This window comes from Cohnella sp. GbtcB17, from assembly GCF_019091135.1.
GTDB lineage: Bacteria > Bacillota > Bacilli > Paenibacillales > Paenibacillaceae > Cohnella.
The window spans coordinates 69,085-84,272 of the sequence record NZ_JAGXJW010000019.1; the positions used below are offsets into that span (position 1 = coordinate 69,085).

Below are 15,188 nucleotides of genomic sequence, written 5' to 3' on the forward strand. Positions count from 1 at the left end.
TTTGCCAGCTATTCAATGGAGGTAAGAGCATGTTACTCAAAAAATATGTCGGCATCGGCGCCATCGTCGCCGGTCTGGCCGTAGCCTTCGGCGCGTTCGGCGCCCATGCGCTCAAAGAGACGTTATCGGAGCATTATTTAGAAGTGTTCGAGACCGGCGTGCGCTATCAGATGTATCACGGGCTCGGCATTTTGCTTGTGGCGCTGCTGGCCGAGCGATTTCCGTCGGCGACGAAGCTGATGCAGTGGTCCGCGCGGCTGCTGCTCATCGGTACCGTACTGTTTTCCGGCAGCCTGTACATTTTGTCGCTCAGCGGCATCGACTGGCTTGGCGCGATTACGCCGCTCGGCGGGGTCGGTTTTCTGGCCGGCTGGGCTTGTCTTGCGATCGCGGCTCTCAGAGGCGGACGAAGCGCGGCCTGAATCGCCGCGAATTCGCCTCTTTTCTGACGAAGCGCAACTTTCTTCTATGGAATAATGCTGTACGATTGGTAAGTTTGCACTATAATGATAGCTAGAGCTAGCTGCAAGCGGACGATCTTCCATAGGGAAAGAGGGGGCGCATCATGGATCATTGGAGGGCAGCCGCGCTCGCGGCGGCCGTCATTGGGGCAGTGCTGCTCGGTACCGCCGCCGTCTTGCTTGGGCTCCTTCGTCGCGAACGACAGCGCTCGCGAGCGATCGCAAGCGTCGTCGATTCCGAGTGGATCAACCTGTTGAAGGACAGTCCGATCTCGCTCACGATCATTAACAGCAAGGGCGTCGTCGAAAATATCAGCAGACAGCTCCTTCCTATGCTGGGCACCTCCTCCGACCGCGTATTCGGTCTCCATTTTCGAGATATCATCCATGCCGATTCGGCCGGTCAAGCTGCCTCCATCTTCGCCCGCACGCTGCGCGGGGAGAAATGCGTCGAAGACATCAAGCTGCTTCGTGCGGACGGAGTGGCGATCGAGGCGCATGTCGAGACGAGTCCGTACATGCGCGAAGGCGAGATCGCGGGCATCGTCGTGTTCACCCAGGACCAAAGCGATCAAAAGCGTTCGATGGAACGAATCCGCTACATGGCCTATTACGACGACATGACCGGATTGCCGAATCGCCGTTTCTTCATGAACAGATTGACCGAGCGGATGCACGCGGCCGCCCAGTCGGGCAACAGCGTCGCTGTCTGGTATATGGACATCGACCGGTTCAAGCTGGTCAATGCCTCCTACGGACGGGATTACGGCGATATGCTGCTGCTTCAGGTCGCGGAGAGACTGACGCGCTGGTTCCCCGATTCGTCCAATATCGCCCGGGTCGAGGGAGACGAGTTCGTCGGCATGTTCGCGGACTTCGAGCAGGACGACCAGGCGATCCGTCAGATCGAAGGGCTGATGAAGCAATTCGAAGCGCCGTTCGAGCTCGGCGGCGTCATGATACATGTGACTGTGAGCGTGGGGTTGGCAACCTGCAGCGGCGATTGTCCCGACGCGAACGGGCTTCTCAAGCGAGCCGACACGGCTCTGCATCGATTGAAGGAAAACGGCCGCAACGGATGCCTGCTCTACGAGCCGGCTTTCGAGCATACGGCCATTAACAAGCTGACGCTCCAGCACGAGCTGATGGAGGCGATGAGCCGCCGTCAATTCCTGCTGTATTATCAGCCGCAATACGATCTGCGAAGCGGGCGCCTCGTCGGCTTCGAAGCGTTGATTCGCTGGCGGCATCCCGAACGTGGGATGATTGCGCCGTCTCACTTCATACCGGCGGCCGAGGAGAGCGGGATCATCATGGCGCTTGGAGACTGGGTGCTCCAGGAGGCATGCAGACAGAACCGCATTTGGCAACGCGCGGGCCTTCCTTCGTATCCGATATCCGTCAATCTGTCGATCCGGCAGTTCGCGCAGCCGAATCTGGTCGAACGAATCGCCGAGATTTTGGAAGAGACCGGGCTGGCGGCTCCCTATCTGAAGCTCGAGATTACCGAGAGCATCGCCATGGACGTCGAGCGGGCGACCGCGATTCTCGAGTCGCTCAGCGACCTCGGCGTCGGCATCAGCGTGGACGACTTCGGCACGGGCTACAACTCGTTCAGCTATCTCAAAAGGCTGCCGATCGACTGCCTCAAGATCGTCCGCACGTTCGTGCGCGACATCCACCAGGACCCGAATGACCGAGCGATCGTCGCGGCGATCATCGCGATGGCGCATAATCTGCAGATCGGCGTCATCGCCGAAGGCGTGGTGACCGAGGAGCAGGTGTTGTTCCTGCAGCAGCATGCCTGCGACGAGATGCAAGGGTACTATGGAAGTCCTCCGCTTCCCGCAGAGGAAGCCGGCGCCATGCTCAATCGCGATCACGGCTTATCGATATCCGATCCGGAAAACAACAACGCCGCGGCCCATTAAGGGTCGCGGCGTTGTTCATTGCGCCAAAAACATTTATTCGGCAAAATCGTCGATCTCGTTCAAACGAAACGAGTAGACGCTTTTCTCATCGACATGGTAGACCGTCAACAGCTCGTTGTCGGGATCGAAGTTCACGACCCGGCAGGGGACGCTCAGCTTGGCGCCCTTGGCCCGGTTTACCGTAATGCGTATCAAGCGGGAGGTCTTAATATAGTCTCGAATCCGCGAATCGAGCGAATCGGTGAGCACCTGATGCTTGGACTTCGCCGTCTTTAATTCTCGTTGAATCGTCTCGCCGAGCACGATGCCGGACTGAATGCGAAAGTCGGCGAAGCCGCCCACGTTCAAAGATCTCAGCAGCGTCTCCAATGCTTCGCCGTTCGTTCCCGCCTTCACCAGGATATCTACCGAAAACAGATAGGAACGTTCTGAGTTGTCGTCTGAAACTTTAGTCATGATTTTCCTCCTATCTATCTGGCGGTTTATATCGTAAGGATCAGGTTTGCCAGGAATAATATATCATAAATGCCTGGCTCGACATAGTATTATTTTGGGTACCGGCCTATAGTTCGATAGGTCTTCGGGAGCATATGCTGAAATCAGAAAAGCCGCGTACTGCATCGTATCCGTTGGAGGTGAACGAACTTGATCAAACTCGTTCCGATCGTCATCGACGGCTATACCGCCCTCGGCGTCGAGGTGCTGCTTCCAAAAACGACGCTGCTCGCCGTAACCGCCGGAAACGGTTACATTATGTGCGGCGCGCTTGACGTGGCCCTGCTGAACGACAAGCTGAAGGATAGAGGCATCCTCGCCGGCCGCGCCGTCGGCGTGAAGACGCTCGAAGAATTGCTGGACGCACCGCTGGAATCCGTCACCCATGAAGCGGAGCGTGCCGGCATCGTGCCCGGCATGCAGGGCCGGGCGGCGATCGCCCGCATGGCTTCGTTGTCCGCCGGATCGAACGGCTAGAAGGATCGAAGGCAAATGCGGTTACTCGGGGAGTAACCGCATTTGGCCGTCCGTCATTGCTTTTATTGTTCGAAAAGCTTGCGAAGGCCGACGTCGTAAGGCGCGGTGACGATGCCCTTTTCGGTGATAATCGCCGTCACGAGCTCGCTCGGCGTAATGTCGAAGGCGGGATTATACACCTTGACGCCTTCGGGCGCCGTCCGCTTGCCGAAGCCGACCGTCACTTCGTCCGCGTGCCGCTCCTCGATCGGGATGCTCTCGCCTGTCGGCGTCGACAGGTCGATCGTGGACATCGGACATGCGACGTAGAACGGAATGTTGTGCGCCTTGGCGAGCACAGCTACGCCGTACGTGCCGATCTTGTTGGCGACGTCGCCGTTCGCCGCCACCCGGTCGGTGCCGACGATGACCGCCTGCACCCAGCCTTTGGACATGACGTGCGCAGCCATGTTGTCGGTGATCAAGGTAACGTCCACGCCAGCCTGCTGCAGCTCGAACGCCGTGAGGCGGGCGCCTTGCAATACCGGACGCGTTTCGTCCGCGTATACCTTAAGTGCGATGCCCTGCTCCAGCGCCAGATAGAAGGGAGCCAGCGCCGTTCCGTACTTGGACGTCGCCAGCCCGCCCGCGTTACAGTGCGTGAGCACGCCCATGCCGTCCTTGAACAACGTAAGCGCATGCTCGCCGATCTGACGGTTCGTCTCGATGTCCTCCGCTTGAATCTGCTTCGCCTCGGCGAGCAGCGCCTCTACCGCTTCGCGTGTCGAACCGACGGACGAAGCGAGCGCCTTCGCGCGCTCCTTCATGCGGTCAAGCGCCCAGAACAGGTTGACGGCCGTCGGCCTGGACGTCGCGAGATGCGCCGCGTGGCGGAGTGCCTCGTCGGCCAGCGCCACCGGAGGTCCCGGGAAGCGCTGCACGCCAAGCACGACGCCGAATGCCGCGGCGATGCCGATCGCCGGCGCGCCTCGCACCGCCAGATTGCGAATGGCATCCCAAACCTCCTGAACGGTCGTCAGGTTTAAATAGACCGTTTGCTCGGGCAGCAGCCGCTGATCGAGCAATTCCAGCGTCCCTTCCTTCCAACGGATCGGCTCCAGCACGCCTTGAATCGGGGCAGCTCCATGCTGATTGTCGCTCATCGATCGATCTCCTTACGCTTTAGGTTAGTCTTGTCTGTCTAGCTTCGGCTTCCGGCAGCCGTCTCCGCGATCCGGACGACGTCCTCGATAGAGGACGTGCTGCGATTGGACACGATCAGGTTCCGCGCAATGTTAAGCGCCAGCCGCTGCGCCCGTTCCCGCGCCTCGCGGTCGGGGATGGTCGCGATATCGGCGACCTGCGCCAGGCCGTACACTCGCCTCAGCGCCTTGGCGCCTGCGAAGCCGATCGTGTCCTGCAGCAGACGCTTCATATAATCGTCCTGATAGCCGGCGACACCAAAGCGCTTGTCGACGCCATGCGCGTCCCAAAGCGCGCGGAATTTGCGCTCGAACCGGGTCCACAGCTCCGTCACCGTCGAGAGCAAATAAGCTCTGCGGTCGCGGCGGCTAGCCTCGTCCGGGCTCCAGTGCTCCTGCCCCGCGTAGTTCAGCAGCAGGTTGGCGACGATCGCGCCGATATCGAAGCCCATCGGACCGTAGTAGGCGAATTCGGGGTCGATGACCTTCGTCGAAGTCGGCGTTACAAAAATGCTGCCCGTGTGCAGATCCCCGTGAAGCAGCGCCTGGGCTTGCGTCAGAAACTTCTCGCGCAGCTTGGCGGCTTCGAGCAGCAGCTCTTGGTCGCGCCACACGGCCTCTGCCGCGTCGCGCAGATGAGGCTCGATATTGTTGGATTCCGCATCGAAATAAGGGAAATTAAGGACGAAGTCTTCCGTAATTTTGCACAGGTCGGGATTAATGAAGCGTCCGAGCTGCACCTTCTTGTCCTGCTGGTTCATGCCCAGATCCGAGGTGAAAAACAGCGTGCGCGACAGGAACTCCGCGAGATGCTCGGCAAAATCGGGATAAACGCCGCCTTCGATCAGACCTTTGCGCATAATAACGTGATCGCTCAGGTCCTCCATGATCGTGAGGGCCATGTCGGCGTCGGAACGATATACGACCGGTACGAGACCCGGCGCGAGCTCGCCCTGTTTGATGAGCGCTTCGCCTTCGATGCGCGCGCGGTCGAGGCTGAGCGGCCAGGAGTCGCCGATAATTTTAACGTAAGGGAGCGCCTGCTTGACGATCAGGCTGCGGCCGGTCGCCGGCTGCGTAATATGGAACACGAGATTCAAATTGCCGTCCCCGATTTCGCGGGAGACGAGCTCCTCGCCCGTCGGGAATACTTCGGCGAAGGAACGGGCGATCTCGACGGCTTCCGCTTCGCTAAGCGGGTGATACTTGCTCATGAACAGGGCACCTCCGAATAATGTACGCGGCTTGTCCGGCATGGCGCGGACGATCTACAAGACAGTATAGAACAATTCGCTCTGCATGGCGAATGCGAACGGTCTCGATCCGGTTACTATTATAATGGAAAAACGAGTCGGCGGAATAGCGGATCGGAGAACGGTTTGAAGTCCGCCGACCTGGCATGTTAAGGTAAATCCGAAAGAAGATACCGGGAGGGATATGGATGAACGGTTCAAATCTCATCGTGCGTCTCGAAATGGATACGGACAGGGCCGTCTTCGGCGCCATCGCGACCGCGATCGGCGCGGCCGGAGGCGATATCGTCGCCATCGACGTCATTCGGCCGGGGCAGAAAAGCATTCGCGATCTGACGATCCGCAGCGATGCGGGACAAGAGGCGATCGCTTCGGCGATCCGCGCCGTGGACGGCGTCCGAATTGTTAACATCTCGGACCAGACGCTGCTGATCCATCTCGGCGGCAAGCTCGAGGTGTCGCCCCGCATTAAGATCCGTACACGCGACGATCTCTCCCGCGTCTATACGCCGGGCGTGGCGAAGGTATGCATGGCGATCCACGAGGATCCATCGTCCGCCTTCTCGCTTACGATCAAGCGCAATACGGTCGCCGTCGTCAGCGACGGCAGCGCCGTGCTCGGCCTCGGCAACATCGGGCCCGCCGCGGCGATGCCCGTCATGGAGGGCAAGGCGATGCTGTTCAAGGAGCTCGCCGGCGTCGACGCCTTCCCGATCTGCCTCGACACGCAGGATTCGGACGCCATCGTCGAGATCGTGCGCAGTCTCGCACCGGGGTTCGGGGGCATCAATCTCGAGGACATCTCGTCCCCCCGCTGCTGCGAGATCGAGCGCCGGCTCCAGGAGCTGCTCGATATCCCGGTATTTCACGACGACCAGCACGGCACCGCGGTCGTGCTGATCGCCTCCCTCATGAACGCGGCGAAGTGCGTCGGCAAGCGGATGGATTCGCTCCGCGTCGTCGTCTGCGGGATCGGGGCGGCGGGCATGTCGATCGTCCGCATGCTCCATTCGGCCGGCGTACCGTCGGTCGTGGCCGTCGACCGCGAAGGCATCCTGTCCGCCGACCGGGAATACGCCAACCCGGCCTGGCAGTGGTGCGCGCAGCATACGAATCCCGAAGGCCGCACGGGCGGCTTGACCGAAGCGATCGCTGGCGCGGACGTCTTTATCGGCGTCTCCGGCCCCGGCGTGCTCAGCGTCGAGCAGGTCAAGTCGATGGCCCCCGACCCGATTGTGTTCGCCATGGCCAATCCCGAGCCCGAGATTCGTCCGGATCTGATTCAGGGCATCGCCGCCGTCATCGGCACCGGGCGCAGCGTCTACCCGATCCAGATCACCGTCGTGCTCTGCTTCCCCGGCATCTTCCGCGGCGCGCTCGACTGCCGTGCGTCGAGCATCACCGAAGGCATGAAGCTGGCCGCTGCCAAGGCGATCGCCGCCGTCGTCACGGACGAGCAGCTCAGCAGCGAATATATCGTGCCGAGCGTGTTCAACGCCGCCGTCGTCGAGAACGTGAGAAAGGCCGTCATCGAGGCCGCGTACGCGGACAAAGTCGCCCGCAGGCAGGACAAGCGCAGCCACGGCGACGACGATAAGGCCGCTGCCTCGGAAACGGGAGCTTGAAGCCGTTCACCCCGCTTCCACGATTTGCGGACCGCGAATTCGCGGGCGCCGGATCGCTCCTGAGCGACAATCCCTTTGCTTGCTCGGCTTGGCTTCCCCGCCCCCCATGTTATAATAGGGACAGCAGAATTCGACAGGAGGATGGACGCCGATGGACAATCCGATAGCGCTTCGGGAATGGGCGGTGGCGGTCAAGGCGCTGGAGGCGGGCCGACAGATCATCGTGCTGCGCAAGGGCGGCATCGCGGAGGAGACCAAGGAATTTCGGCTGGAAAGTCCTTCGTTTTTTTTATTCCCTTCTTACGAGCATCAGCGCGGGCACCTGGTCAAGCCGGGGACGAGCCCGAGCGTGGCGGACACGGTAGCGGCGTTCGAGGCGGATCCGAATACGGTCGTCGTTTCTTCCTACGCGGAGGTCGTCGACGACATCGAGGTGACGGACGGCGAGACGCTGCGCAAGCTGGAGCCTTTCCATTTATGGACGGAGAACTACGCGGAGGAACGGCTCAAGTGGAAAAGAACGAAGCCGCTGCATGTGCTGCTGCTCCGCGTTTATGTGCTGGATCGGCCGGTCGCGATACCGAACGACGAGCGCTACGGCGGCTGCAAGTCCTGGATTAACTTGGCGGAGCCCATGTCCGCCCTTGATGCGCGTCCCGCACTTGAGGACGAAGCGTTCGCCCAAGAGGTCCAGGCAATTCGCGAGGCGCTTGCTGGGGGCCGCTAGACGGCCGATCGGCGTCGCGGCTGGGGTGGCCGGTTTGCAATTTTCATGACATTTTCATAAAATGGTGGTTGAGAATCACTGAGAATCACTTTAGAATAGTTATAAATAAGAAATGGATCTTAAGTGGCGACCGCAGGTTGCTTAAAAAGGGGTCAACCCCACTTGGCGTCCGTAAAACCTGGAGGGAAAACAATGTCCAATCTGTTCGAAATCAAGGGCTTGAAGTCGGAAATCGAAGGCAAAGAAATTCTAAAGGGCTTCGATCTGACGATCAAGGCCGGCGAAGTGCACGCGATCATGGGCCCGAACGGCACCGGCAAGAGCACCCTCGCCTCCTCGATCATGGGCCATCCTAAATATGAAGTAACCGACGGACAAGTGCTGCTGAACGGCGAAGACGTGCTGGAGATGGGCGTCGACGAGCGCGCGCTTGCCGGTCTGTTCCTGGCAATGCAGTATCCGAGCGAGATTACTGGCGTGACCAACGCCGACTTCCTGCGCAGCGCGATCAACGCGCGCCGCGGCGAGGGCAACGAGATCTCCCTGATCAAGTTCGTCCGCCAAATGGAAGCGAAGATGAAGGAGCTCGAGATGAATCCCGAGTTCATGCACCGTTACCTGAACGAAGGCTTCTCCGGCGGCGAGAAGAAGCGCAACGAGATTTTGCAGATGATGCTGCTCGAGCCGAAGCTCGTCATTCTTGACGAGATCGACTCCGGTCTTGACATCGACGCGCTGAAGATCGTGGCCGCGGGCGTCAACGCGATGCGTTCCGAAGAGCGCAGCTTCCTGATCATCACGCACTATCAGCGCCTGCTGAATTATATTACGCCTGATCATGTTCACGTCATGATGCAGGGCCGTATCGTCAAGTCCGGCGGTCCGGAGCTGGCCGAGCGTCTCGAAGCCGAAGGCTACGAATGGGTCAAAGAAGAACTGGGCATCGTCGACGAGACGGTCGGCCAAGCCTAAGAGGATAAGGGAGGTCATACAACCATGAGTACGCCTACCGCCTCTTTTGGCCGCGATGCAGCATCGAGCATCGCCCGCAGCAAAAACGAACCCGCCTGGCTCGTCGCCTGGCGCGAAAACGCCGGCGAACTGGCAGCCAAGCTTGAGCTGCCCAAGCCGGAGAAGACCCCGATCCAGCGCTGGCCGCTTGACCTGTACGGCACCGATCGTCCGGGCGCCAAGGTCGAATCCGCCTCGCAGCTTCCCGAAGCGCTCACGAAGTTGCTGCCCGCCGAAGCCGGCGGCGCGCTGATCGTGCAGCACAATTCTTCCGTCGTCTATACGCATCTGTCCGACGAGCTGAAGGCGAAGGGCGTCGTGCTGGCGAGCCTCGAGGAGGCCGCGCGCAGCCACGAGGACCTCGTCCGCAAGCACCTGATGACCGCCTATACGCCGGATGAGCACAAGCTCGCCGCGCTGCACGCGGCGCTGTGGAACGGCGGCGTCTTCCTGTACGTGCCGCGCGGCGTCGAGCTCGAAGAGCCCGTACAGGCGCTGCTGTTCGCGGACGATGCCGAAGCGACGTTCGTGCCGCACGTGCTGATCGTCGCCGAGGCGAACAGCCGCGTGACGGTCGTCGAGAATGCCGCTACGGCGGTCGGGGAAGCCGCGATCGTGCTGAATGGCGCCGTCGAAGTGTTCGCCAAGGCCGGCAGCCACGTCCGCTACGCGGCCGTGCACAGCCTTGAGAAGGGCGCAGTCGACGTCTCGTACCGCCGCGCCGTCCTCGAGCAGGACGCGCGTATCGAATGGATCGTCGGCGAGCTGCAGGACGGCCACATCCTGTCCGACACCAAGTCGATCCTGAAGGGCAACGGCTCCGTGTCCGACGCCAAGATCATCACGGTGGGTTCGGGCAAGCAGCGCATGAGCCTGACGACGGGCGCCGTGCACTTCGGCCTCTCCACGGAGAGCGACATGATCACGCGCGCCGTGATGAAGGAAGAAGGCACCGCCGTCATCAACGGCGTGACCAAGATCGAGAAGGGCGCGACCCGCGCCAACGGCCAGCAGACCGAGAAGGTGCTCATGCTGAGCCCGAAGGCGCGCGGCGACGCGAACCCGATCCTGCTCATTGACGAGGACGACGTCAAAGCCGGCCACGCCGCCAGCGTTGGCCAGGTCAATGCGGAACAGGTGCACTATCTGATGTCGCGGGGCATCTCGAAGACGGAAGCGGAGCGCCTGATCATTTACGGTTTCCTTGATCCGGTCGTATCCGAGATTCCGCTCGAGAGCGTCCGCGAGCAGCTGCAACGCATTTTAGAGAGGAAGTTGGGTTAAATGGACGCTCGCGCACTAAGAAGCGAATTCCCGATACTGGATCAGGAGATTAACGGTCATCCGCTCGTCTATCTGGACAACGCCGCGACCTCGCAGAAGCCGCGCAGCGTCATCGACGCCGTGAAGCGTTACTACGAGTTCGACAATGCCAACGTCCACCGCGGCGTGCATACGCTCGGCTCGCGTGCGACGGACGCCTACGAAGGCGCCCGCGAGAAGGTGGCCCGCTTCCTGAACGCCGCTTCAGCGCGCGAGATCATATTCAACCGCGGCACGACGACCGGCCTCAATATGGTGGCCGGCGGGTACGCCCGCCAGCAGCTGCGCGAAGGCGACGAGATCGTCATCACGCAGTCCGAGCACCACAGCAACCTGATTCCCTGGCAGCAAGCCGCCAAGGCGACGGGCGCGACGCTGAAGTTCATCCCGCTCCAGGAGGACGGCAGCCTGAAGCTGTCGGACGTCGAGGCGACGGTCACCGAGCGCACCAGGATCGTGTCGATCGCCTACGTCTCCAACGTTATGGGCACCGTCCACCCGGTCAAGGAGATCGCCGCCATCGCCCACAAGCACGGCGCGATCATGGTCGTGGACGGCGCGCAGAGCTCGCCGCATATGAAGGTCGACGTACGCGACCTCGACTTAGATTTCTATGCATTTTCCGGACACAAAATGTGCGGCCCGACCGGCATCGGCGCCTTGTACGGCAAGACGGCGCTGCTAGAGAAGATGGAGCCGATCGAATTCGGCGGCGAGATGATCGACTTCGTCGAGCTGTACGATTCGAGCTGGAAAGAGATCCCGTGGAAGTTCGAGGGCGGCACGCCGATCATCGCCGGAGCCGTCGGCCTTGGCGCCGCAATCGACTTCCTCGAGTCCGTCGGGCTGGACGAGATCGATCGTCATGGCCGTGAGCTGTCCCGGTACGCGTACGGCCGTCTGTCGGAGATCGAGGACATCTCGATCTACGGTCCGAAGGGCAATCGCTCGGGACTCGTCACGTTTAACCTCGGCGATGTGCACCCGCACGATGTCGCCACCGTGCTCGACACCGAGGGCATCGCCATCCGCGCCGGCCACCACTGCTGCCAGCCGCTCATGCGCTGGCTGAAGGTGAGCGCGACGGCGCGAGCGAGCTTTTATCTTTACAATACCGAAGAAGACGTCGACCGGCTGGTGGACGCGCTGGTCAAGACAAAGGAGTTTTTCCAGTTATGAGCCAGTTGGACGATTTATACCGCCGTGTCATTATGGATCACTACAAAAACCCGCGCAACCGCGGAACGATGGACGACGAATCCGTCACCGTCAACCTGAACAACCCGACCTGCGGCGACCGCATCTCGCTGCAGCTGCAGATCGAAGACGGCGTCGTCAAGAACGCGCGCTTTACCGGCGAAGGCTGCTCGATCAGCATGTCGTCGGCGTCGATGATGACGGACGCGGTCAAGGGCAAGTCGACCGAAGAAGCGCTCGCGCTCGCCGGCAAGTTCTCTTCCCTGATGAAGGGAGAGCAGGTGGAGTTTGACGAGTACGAGGACATCGACGCGCTGTCGGGCGTCGGCAAGTTCCCGGCGCGCATCAAGTGCGCGACGCTTGCCTGGAACGCGCTGCGCAAGGGCGTCGAGCACGAGGGGCACGGCAAGGTCGAAGAAAACGTCGAGCAGTGAGCTTGCATTGCGCCTACTATACAGCACGAACACTATGAAGGAGGGACAATCGTCATGGCGAAGCAAATGCCCGAAATGGAAGAGTACCAGTACGGTTTCCGCGATGAGCACAAGGCCGTATTCCAATCCGGCAAAGGCCTGACCCCGGAGATCGTCCGCACGATCTCGGAGATGAAAGGCGAGCCGGAATGGATGCTGAACTTCCGTCTCAAATCGCTGGAGCAGTTCAACAAGATGGCGGTTCCGCGTTGGGGCGGCGACATGGACGAACTGGACTTCAACGACATCCAGTACTACGTCAAGCCGTCGGAGAAGCAAGGCAAGACATGGGAAGAAGTGCCGGAAGAGATCAAGGCGACGTTCGACAAGCTGGGCATTCCCGAAGCTGAGCAGAAGTTCCTGGCCGGCGTCTCGGCCCAGTACGAGTCCGAGGTCGTATATCACTCCATGCAGGCCGATCTTGAAGCCCAAGGCGTCATTTTCACCGACACCGACACGGCGCTGCGCGAGCATCCGGAGATTTTCAAGGAGTACTTCTCGACCGTCGTTCCGGCAGCGGACAACAAGTTCGCCGCGCTGAACAGCGCCGTATGGTCCGGCGGCAGCTTCATCTACGTGCCGAAGGGCGTCAAGTGCGAGATCCCGCTGCAAGCCTACTTCCGCATCAACTCGGAAAACATGGGCCAGTTCGAGCGCACGCTCATCATCGCGGACGAAGGCAGCTTCGTTCACTATGTCGAAGGCTGCACGGCGCCCGTGTACAGCACGAACTCGCTGCATAGCGCCGTCGTCGAGATCATCGTCAAGAAGGACGCGCGCGTCCGCTACACGACGATCCAGAACTGGGCGCCTAACATTTACAACCTCGTCACCAAACGCGCCGTCGCCGAAGAAAACGCGACGATGGAGTGGGTCGACGGCAACATCGGCTCCAAGCTGACGATGAAGTACCCGGCTGTCATCCTGAAGGGCCGCGGCGCGAAGGGCATGGTGCTCTCGATCGCCGTCGCCGGCAAGGGCCAGCACCAGGACGCAGGCGCGAAGATGATTCACCTGGCGCCGGACACGACGTCCACAATCGTCTCCAAGTCGATCTCCAAGCACGGCGGCAAGGTCACGTACCGCGGACTCGCCTCGTTCGGCCGCAACGCCGAAGGCGCCAAGGCGAACATCAAGTGCGATACGCTCATTCTCGACAACCAGTCGACGAGCGATACGATCCCGTACAATGAGATCTTCAACGACAACGTCACGCTCGAGCACGAGGCGACCGTCTCCAAGGTGTCCGAAGACCAGCTCTTCTACCTGATGAGCCGCGGCCTGTCCGAAGCCGAAGCGACCCAGATGATCGTCATGGGCTTCATCGAGCCGTTCACCAAGGAGCTGCCGATGGAGTACGCGGTCGAGATGAATCGACTCATCAAGTTCGAAATGGAAGGCAGCATCGGCTAACCGATAGCTCCATTCCGGGCTCGGCCCGAAGTCATAGCCTTAATGTTTCATCGAAGAATCCGTAGAGTTCTCTACGGATTCTTTTTTACATCCAAAGAATGTTTAAAATCATCGAGAAATTGTGGCTTTATTTGCTAACCTTACGGCGACGCTCGGAGGAAGGATAAGCAGGAAGGACGTGTGGAAGGTAAGCGGGACAATAGTCGGGAATGTAGCAGGAGGGTAAGCGTGTTGGTGCAACAGAGAACAGAACTGCGGGCAGCAGTTAAATGACGGTTAAGCGGGTGACCGGACCCAAGAGACGTTATTTCTTAAAAACCGGTCATAAATGGATAGTATCGGACTGGATGGACGCTATTGAACCGCATCAAGGCTTGAGAAGGCGGGCAATTCAGCAATAACGGCCGCTGTGTCCGAAAGCGGGTCGCGAATCGCCATGGGAACAAGATTAAGGGCTCCCCGGTGCGTCCGGGATGTGACCGTGCGTATGGGGGAGATAACGGTTGAAAAGCAGTTAATCGGCGCGCTGATCCTGGCCTCGGAGTGAATAAGTGTTCAAACGCAATTATTTTGTTCAGAACCGAGTCGAAACGTTCAAATGTGAGAAATTAGTTGCGCTTCAACACTTATTTGTCCAAGAAAGTCGCCATCAAGGGAAATAACTGCGTTTCGACCGTTATTTGATAAGCGCCGTCGACCTATCCTCTGACGGTCTTTCTTCTGACGGCAGCTGAATCGCGGGCCGGCAGCCAGTATCGACTGGCGTTATAGCCCGGATTGGAAAAGTGCCGCGAAGGAGGAAACCGCGCCGGAATATCATGCAGGGAGCGGAGGAGGTGATACGTTGGACAGGCAAACATTCTTTGGCCTGCTTGGACCGCAAGCGCAGCGGGCGCGGCAAGAAGGCTCGCCGCTTTTTCCAAGCGTCAGGCTTGCGCAGAACTTGCTGGAGACCGGCGGCAAGATCGACGAGCACTACAATCTGGGCGGCATCAAAGCGGGTGGCGGGAGCCCTAACCAGTGGTGGCGCGGGGAGACGTATACGACGCCGACGTGGGAGTTCGTGAACGGCAAAAGGGTCCAGGCAATGGGGACATGGCGGTCCTATGACAGCATGTACGCCTTCTACAAGGATCAGGACCAATTGCTCGGGAGCGCCCGCTATGCCCGCGTCCGGGCCGCCAAGACGCCTTCGGAGCAAGCGGAGGCGCTTCAAATGAGCGGCTACGCGACCGACCCGGCATATGGCAACAAGATTACTCAACTGATCAAAACGTATAATCTCACGAAATACGACGACATCGAAGGGGAGGGCGAACCGATGACAAAGGAGGAGCGGGAACAATTCGAACAACTTCGCCAACAGGTTCAAGTGCAGAATGCGCAAATGAAAGCGCTCGACGCCCGACTGGCCGCAACGGAGAGCCTGCAGGCGATCCCTGAGCCGCCTGTATGGGCCGCAGCTGCCGTGAAGGCCGCCGTAGAAGCGAAGCTGATCGACACGCCGCTCGGCGGCAGCTACGACTTTTATCGGCTCCTCACCGTGCTGCATCGAAAAAAGATCATTTGACTCGTTCGTCTCGCGGCTCCGGCGTTCAGGCCCCAGCGGCACATGTCCATC

Annotated in this window: 14 protein-coding genes; 11 read left to right on the forward strand and 3 right to left on the reverse strand. The window is 60.1% G+C overall.

The features are described from left to right. Positions 1-29: 29 nt before the first annotated feature. Together KVT38_RS12550 and KVT38_RS12555 are read left to right on the forward strand one after the other, a co-directional pair. Positions 30-422, forward strand: coding sequence for a DUF423 domain-containing protein (locus KVT38_RS12550; protein WP_217594065.1), 393 nt, complete (start codon positions 30-32; stop codon positions 420-422). Positions 423-565: 143 nt separating this feature from the next. Continuing rightward, the gene (locus tag KVT38_RS12555; protein WP_217594066.1) at positions 566-2,392 is read left to right on the forward strand and encodes a putative bifunctional diguanylate cyclase/phosphodiesterase; all 1,827 of its coding nucleotides are present in this window, start codon (positions 566-568) and stop codon (positions 2,390-2,392) included. 33 nt (positions 2,393-2,425) lie between these two features. Here the strand turns inward: KVT38_RS12555 and KVT38_RS12560 are convergent, their stop codons facing one another. Then, complete coding sequence (locus KVT38_RS12560; protein WP_217594067.1) at positions 2,426-2,848, reverse strand: hypothetical protein; 423 nt, start codon at positions 2,846-2,848, stop codon at positions 2,426-2,428. A 189-nt stretch (positions 2,849-3,037) separates the two neighbouring features. Here KVT38_RS12560 and KVT38_RS12565 point away from each other — a divergent pair, with 189 nt between their 5' ends. After that, on the forward strand, positions 3,038-3,364 hold the full coding sequence (locus tag KVT38_RS12565) for a YunC family protein (RefSeq protein WP_217594068.1): 327 nt from the start codon (positions 3,038-3,040) through the stop codon (positions 3,362-3,364). Positions 3,365-3,426: 62 nt separating this feature from the next. On the opposite strand, the gene mtnA is transcribed toward KVT38_RS12565, so the two are convergent. Beyond that, positions 3,427-4,506 carry an S-methyl-5-thioribose-1-phosphate isomerase gene (mtnA, locus tag KVT38_RS12570; protein ID WP_217594069.1) on the reverse strand — a complete coding sequence of 360 codons (1,080 nt, stop codon included), beginning with the start codon at positions 4,504-4,506 and terminating at the stop codon, positions 3,427-3,429. Positions 4,507-4,544: 38 nt separating this feature from the next. Next, positions 4,545-5,759, reverse strand: a complete 1,215-nt coding sequence (mtnK, locus tag KVT38_RS12575) for an S-methyl-5-thioribose kinase (RefSeq protein ID WP_217594070.1) — start codon at positions 5,757-5,759, stop codon at positions 4,545-4,547. 227 nt (positions 5,760-5,986) lie between these two features. Here mtnK and KVT38_RS12580 point away from each other — a divergent pair, with 227 nt between their 5' ends. The 8 genes from KVT38_RS12580 to KVT38_RS12615 all read left to right on the forward strand — a co-directional run bounded on the left by KVT38_RS12580 (position 5,987) and on the right by KVT38_RS12615 (position 15,137). After that, positions 5,987-7,423, forward strand: a complete 1,437-nt coding sequence (locus tag KVT38_RS12580) for an NAD-dependent malic enzyme (RefSeq protein WP_217594071.1) — start codon at positions 5,987-5,989, stop codon at positions 7,421-7,423. A 151-nt stretch (positions 7,424-7,574) separates the two neighbouring features. Then, positions 7,575-8,150: a DUF1802 family protein gene (locus tag KVT38_RS12585; RefSeq protein ID WP_217594072.1), complete on the forward strand. Its 576-nt coding sequence runs from the start codon at positions 7,575-7,577 to the stop codon at positions 8,148-8,150. A gap of 192 nt (positions 8,151-8,342) precedes the next feature. Next, positions 8,343-9,122, forward strand: coding sequence for a Fe-S cluster assembly ATPase SufC (sufC, locus tag KVT38_RS12590; protein WP_217594073.1), 780 nt, complete (start codon positions 8,343-8,345; stop codon positions 9,120-9,122). Between the two features lie 24 nt (positions 9,123-9,146). Next, positions 9,147-10,445 (forward strand): Fe-S cluster assembly protein SufD, encoded by a 1,299-nt coding sequence (gene sufD, locus KVT38_RS12595; RefSeq protein ID WP_217594074.1) that lies wholly within the window; start codon positions 9,147-9,149, stop codon positions 10,443-10,445. Next, a complete protein-coding gene (locus tag KVT38_RS12600; protein ID WP_217594075.1) occupies positions 10,446-11,663 on the forward strand; it encodes a cysteine desulfurase in 1,218 nt (405 codons plus the stop codon). It abuts the gene before it with no gap. Further along, positions 11,660-12,115 carry a Fe-S cluster assembly sulfur transfer protein SufU gene (sufU, locus tag KVT38_RS12605; protein ID WP_217594076.1) on the forward strand — a complete coding sequence of 152 codons (456 nt, stop codon included), beginning with the start codon at positions 11,660-11,662 and terminating at the stop codon, positions 12,113-12,115. Before KVT38_RS12600 ends, sufU begins: the two co-directional genes overlap by 4 nt. A gap of 54 nt (positions 12,116-12,169) precedes the next feature. Next, positions 12,170-13,567 (forward strand): Fe-S cluster assembly protein SufB, encoded by a 1,398-nt coding sequence (gene sufB, locus KVT38_RS12610; RefSeq protein ID WP_217594077.1) that lies wholly within the window; start codon positions 12,170-12,172, stop codon positions 13,565-13,567. An 844-nt stretch (positions 13,568-14,411) separates the two neighbouring features. After that, a complete protein-coding gene (locus KVT38_RS12615) occupies positions 14,412-15,137 on the forward strand; it encodes a glycoside hydrolase family 73 protein (protein ID WP_217594078.1) in 726 nt (241 codons plus the stop codon). Positions 15,138-15,188 lie beyond the last annotated feature (51 nt).

What these genes read in the sequence shown, in the direction of transcription:
- sufU (WP_217594076.1), top strand. Translation starts at nt 11,660, where the DNA reads ATGAGCCAGTTGGACGATTTATACCGCCGTGTCATTATGGATCACTAC.
- KVT38_RS12600 (WP_217594075.1), top strand. Translation starts at nt 10,446, where the DNA reads ATGGACGCTCGCGCACTAAGAAGCGAATTCCCGATACTGGATCAGGAG.
- KVT38_RS12555 (WP_217594066.1), top strand. Translation starts at nt 566, where the DNA reads ATGGATCATTGGAGGGCAGCCGCGCTCGCGGCGGCCGTCATTGGGGCA.
- KVT38_RS12550 (WP_217594065.1), top strand. Translation starts at nt 30, where the DNA reads ATGTTACTCAAAAAATATGTCGGCATCGGCGCCATCGTCGCCGGTCTG.
- sufC (WP_217594073.1), top strand. Translation starts at nt 8,343, where the DNA reads ATGTCCAATCTGTTCGAAATCAAGGGCTTGAAGTCGGAAATCGAAGGC.
- sufD (WP_217594074.1), top strand. Translation starts at nt 9,147, where the DNA reads ATGAGTACGCCTACCGCCTCTTTTGGCCGCGATGCAGCATCGAGCATC.
- KVT38_RS12585 (WP_217594072.1), top strand. Translation starts at nt 7,575, where the DNA reads ATGGACAATCCGATAGCGCTTCGGGAATGGGCGGTGGCGGTCAAGGCG.
- mtnK (WP_217594070.1), bottom strand. Translation starts at nt 5,759, where the DNA reads ATGAGCAAGTATCACCCGCTTAGCGAAGCGGAAGCCGTCGAGATCGCC.
- KVT38_RS12580 (WP_217594071.1), top strand. Translation starts at nt 5,987, where the DNA reads ATGAACGGTTCAAATCTCATCGTGCGTCTCGAAATGGATACGGACAGG.
- sufB (WP_217594077.1), top strand. Translation starts at nt 12,170, where the DNA reads ATGGCGAAGCAAATGCCCGAAATGGAAGAGTACCAGTACGGTTTCCGC.
- mtnA (WP_217594069.1), bottom strand. Translation starts at nt 4,506, where the DNA reads ATGAGCGACAATCAGCATGGAGCTGCCCCGATTCAAGGCGTGCTGGAG.
- KVT38_RS12560 (WP_217594067.1), bottom strand. Translation starts at nt 2,848, where the DNA reads ATGACTAAAGTTTCAGACGACAACTCAGAACGTTCCTATCTGTTTTCG.